3 protein-coding genes are annotated in these 4,809 nt (G+C 37.8%); 2 read left to right on the top strand and 1 reads right to left on the bottom strand.

The window, feature by feature from the left end; translation table 11 throughout:
* Both J5224_RS23320 and J5224_RS23315 read left to right on the top strand, forming a co-directional pair.
* Positions 1-1,438 (top strand): hypothetical protein (locus J5224_RS23320; RefSeq protein WP_264627623.1); only part of this gene is annotated, 1,438 nt, incomplete at its 5' end.
* A 296-nt stretch (positions 1,439-1,734) separates the two neighbouring features.
* Positions 1,735-4,512 carry a hypothetical protein gene (locus J5224_RS23315; RefSeq protein WP_264627622.1) on the top strand — a complete coding sequence of 926 codons (2,778 nt, stop codon included), beginning with the start codon at positions 1,735-1,737 and terminating at the stop codon, positions 4,510-4,512.
* Positions 4,513-4,539: 27 nt separating this feature from the next.
* On the opposite strand, the gene J5224_RS23310 is transcribed toward J5224_RS23315, so the two are convergent.
* Positions 4,540-4,809: 4'-phosphopantetheinyl transferase family protein (locus J5224_RS23310; protein WP_319802473.1), on the bottom strand; the 270-nt coding region annotated here is incomplete at its 5' end.

Here is a 4,809-nt window from a genome sequence, read left to right as displayed (position 1 = left end):
TTTTGGTGGTATAGCCAGAGGCGGTTTTCCATTATCCCGTGCCTATTTTGTTGGTATTGTTGGGGCACTTTCAAAAAAACATTGCGTCAGTTTTACTAAAAGTGATGACAACGAAATATCCTGTTCTTTTGATAATAGGTTAACAGCGTTAATAGCGCTGTTAGCCGGCACGGGGCAAGGTTTAGAAAAAACCTTATTAAAAACACCTAACATTGACTACTTTACCATTTTGCCTGTTGAGTCGAATATTATTTTATTTTCACAAATGGATAAAACCAGAACTATGTCATTAAAGCTAGAAGAAAAAGATCTCTCAACTTTCATCGAAAAAAGCAGTAAAAAAAGTGAGTTGATTCAATTTCTCGATGAAAGAGAAAACAACATATCCATTAACAAAAAAAATGAATATACCAATAAATTATCCATTGAGGCAAGAGCACTTGAATTCAGACTTCAAATGGGAACAGGCTATGAACCAGGTAATTACATTGTTGCGCCGAGAAGCACTGCCGGGATCATGCTATCTGGGGATATACTTTCAATAAATTTTACCAAAGAAACCAATATCACACCTGATTCAGGTGAAAGCGTCAGCAAAAAAATTGAATTACAGGCTCTGTCACCACATGCAAAACTGGTTCGAGAAAACAAAATCATGCCAATAGTGTCAACAGATATTAATAATAATGATTACTATTTCCCCCTTCCGATTGTTGAAGAGTCAAACAGTAAAAACATAGTAAGCCGCCAGGCATATATAAATAAATCCCATCAGTATACTAGCGGTAAAAATTTTCTTGATAGAACCGAAAAAACGTTATCTGATGTTATTGAATCGCTCAATGAAATGGATATGGAAATAGAAAAAAACCATGACATTCGTTGCCTGACAAATTTAGAATTGATATGCAAAAAAAACAAGAAAGTAAAATCACACTTATTAAAGAAAAAAAATAACTCAATCAAGGACGTTCTCCTACATAAGGATTTTATTGATTCACTTAAAAAGACAAAACATGACCTTATAAACAAAGAAAGAAACAGTATGGGAAAAACGATAAACTATCATATAAGGACAGACTATAAACTGACAGAAGAAAGTAAAAAGGATAAGGAAGATCTCGAACATGAAATTGCAATAATCAAGGATAATACTTCACAATTAAGCGGAGAGGAACTGCAAATCTCAATAAATAAACTGCATTTTAAAGTGAAATCATTTAAAGAGAATGCAACATATTTATTAGCTAAAATTGATTTAATGAGTACAGGTTGTTTTTCAACCTTTTCCTCGACCATACCAAATCTCATTTTTTATTTTAATGATGGGAAATTCATTTCTTTAACAAGGCCTCTTGGAAACATAACATTTGAATATAGTAAAGAAAATACAACGCATCCTTACCGGATAGTGTCCAATCTACATGTGCTAGAGTAACGCAGCAGGGAATATCGCAGAGAGTAATAACACGAGTTCTTTGAAAAGATTCAACTCGTTGAATAACGGATCAATCGATTGTGACAAAGAAATGAAGGAATTATTTATTTTATATTTAGGTTATGAGAATTTTTTCTTACAGTTTAAATCCAGAGGTTTTATTAAATTAAATAGCTGTTTAATGCATTACATTAATCGACGCTTAGGATAAACATTTCGTAACCCTTAGGTTGATTATGACAACATCACTACGTCTGCCATTGAATATAACAAAATCGATCATTCCTGTGCGAACCATGAAAGCATCTGAATTTTCACCAACGCGTTCTAATACATTAATCAAAAACATCTCTTTTATTCACCACTCAACTCACAGTATCATCACTAAAAAAAACCATCACAACAAGTATCACAGACTGCCAGACATCATTTCTGAAGACGTCACATTGACACCGAGTAAGATCGGTAAAATCAATACCAAGGATTATGTTTTTCTAGGGAGTTGTAGAATGCCTTTGATCAGTGACATGGGAGTAACGCTCGATCAGGAAGGCGATCTTATATTGATACAAGGTCAGTGCCAGAATTTACTCTCTGGTTTATATAGAAAACACAGTAAAAAGAACGATTATACTTATTACACTCTCAATAGGGAAGGAGACAGAAGCAATATCACATTTGAATCATTATATATCGATACCGAGGGTGAACTCACTGCAAAACAAAAAAATAAAAATATTTATTACTCCATTGAGTTTAGCACCAACACCAGTGTCGACACTGAAAAAGAAACGACTAAAATCATCAACGTAACCTATAAGAAACAGCCCACACCATTATCAACAGATCTTTCACTTCAAGGATGTGACGGAAACACCGCTCATTTTGATTTCAGGAATAACAATTTATACTTAAGTGCATATTCAGCAGGAAACAAAAAATATGACTATAATCTCATGGAATACAAAATAAAGCCGCTATTTAACAAAAAGTACCACATCGTTTCCGTCAAACGGTGTAGAAATATGTTGCAAATAGAGGCATTAAAACGAGATAAAGTAAGAATATTCTATATTGATCCTAAGAATATATCCGGAACATTGCTCAGAAAAAAAAAGGCAAGCCATAAACCGCCGCAAGGGTTCTACGCACTTTTAGGTGGCGATGTGTATGAGAAATATCACTGTGGGCAGCCCTTTTCATCAACCCGGTGGGGGAATTTTCGTTCTCTACCGATACCATTTATTTCCCGAATGGTCGATCCTATCCGCTTAGCCCTCAAAAAAAATAAAGCAAAGCGCAGCAGGAAAGAAAAATTACTGAAAGGAATCAAATTCGCAGATCCTGGCATCAATGCCGCCATATCGGTAACCAAGGATTTGATAACACGAACAGAGAAAAAAAGCCTATCACATGAATCATTAGTGAATACGTCTATAACAGGTCTTAAGCATGATTTTTCACCGTTGATTAATGATCTTCCAGAATTTATGCCAGAAGAAAATACATTCGCAAAAAAAACATTATCTATCATCAAAAATCTTGCAACAAATGATGCACTTACCTTGAGCAAGGAAAATGAATTTTCCATTTTTTTTAGCTTATTACAAAATGGTATGCCTTTTCATCCAGGCTGGTTCGCCGGAGCCAAATTCTCAATCGCGAAAACGCATTGCCTGATTTTAACCAAGACAACAACAGGTAATATAAAATTAGTATTTACCCGTAAGAGAAAAATCTGTAACACCTTACTGATAGGAACAGGCCAGGGCTTGGAATCAACGTTACTTAGCCAGAGTGGCATTAATTTTTTCTCTGTTATGCCCTTTGAGGCAAATGCCCTCTTAACGTTGTATAAAACCAAGGAATTAGATTTATCATTTGAACTAACTCCCTGTCAGTTTAAATCACTTCTCGATCAATCATCCAACATTGATAACAAAAATAGCTTTTTTGACAATCACCAGATAGCAGTAAAAAGAAGACAGCTCAGTGAATATGGCACCTCACTGTCTCTGGATATGAAAATTAATGAATTACGTGCAACGTTGGGTATAACACCCGTTGAAAATACGCGACTTTACTCGCCTCGGCTAGCTTGTGGTAGCGGGGTCAGTGCCTCGGTATTCACGTATAACAATAAGAAAGAAACCCGATGTTCAGATACAGCGCAGCAGCCGGCCGTCGATAAAAAAAGCACCTTAACGCTACTTTCCGGCTCTGGCACTTTTTTTGCCGGAGAAAAGTACATTATTGCGCCCAACACTATCAACGACAATGGACAGTTATGTTATCGCCTTGCGCTTATCGAAGAGGGGATGAGCGCCAAATCAAAAACAAAAAGCGTTTTTAAACACAGTCGTACCCGAGGCAGAACTGCAACCCCAAAAAGGTCGATGCCCAAACGACGTAACCATAAGCAGATTAAAAAAGTCTACAACACGTTAGCCACCCTCACTGACACTGGGGAAATCATTCGTCCCATGCATAAGATAGGAAATTTGAAGGTGACGCGAAGGTTGCACAAACCGGTTAATTTACCGCAAGGCCGTTTGCTGACCAGATACCTATCAGCCTCGCAGCAACAGACGACATTAAAACATGTGTTTAAGGGGGAGCCTCGTCCACAGCCATATGCTGATACGTTGCGCACACTCGCCGACCGCGCATCCAGTAAAAACAGAAACGATTTAAATAAAAAACTGAGTCACAGTCTTGTTGCAAAATACAACATCAATATCAATGACCAAAAGAGATTATTGGAATTTAAACATGCGTTAAACACGTTAGAGAGCACGCCGAATGTACTAAACAGGCTTCAAGAGAGAAAAAAACTGAAGGAATTACGTCAGCGGATTGCCAAATTTAAAAGCGAGGCGACATATCAATTGCACACCGTTGATCTCTACAGTTACGGCGAAAGGGTACAAACCAAATCATCACTGACCAATGTGCTGCTGAATTTCAGACAAACCAAAGCGATGGCGTTGAAAAAGCATCTGGGACAGCTATCACTTGAATATGCCGATACGCCAATCCCCACGAAAATAACAGGCAACTACCGTTTCCTTTGAATGCGTGCCTGAGTATCGCGGTTCTCGTCAGGCAACCGTCGATGATTCAAGACAGAGGAAGGTGGTGACTTTGTCAGCCATCATCCGGTATACCCCCCTAAAGCGCCGACCTGTGGGAAATTCAGGGGCTAGCGTGGTTTGCAATTGCAGTTCGAAAACCTGTTGAGCCTGATTGAGCACGGTGATTTGCGCATCCAAAAAATCAAAGTAATGCTGTACCGAAGGATAGATGGCTTTAAACAAGCTCTCCTTGGCAGAAAAACTCAACGTCACCGCCTGACAAAACGGCATATCTAC

The sequence above is a fragment of the Candidatus Symbiopectobacterium sp. NZEC135 genome (genome assembly GCF_025962695.1).
Note: the sequence above shows the minus strand (reverse complement) of the source record. Positions and strands in the feature narration are given on the sequence as shown.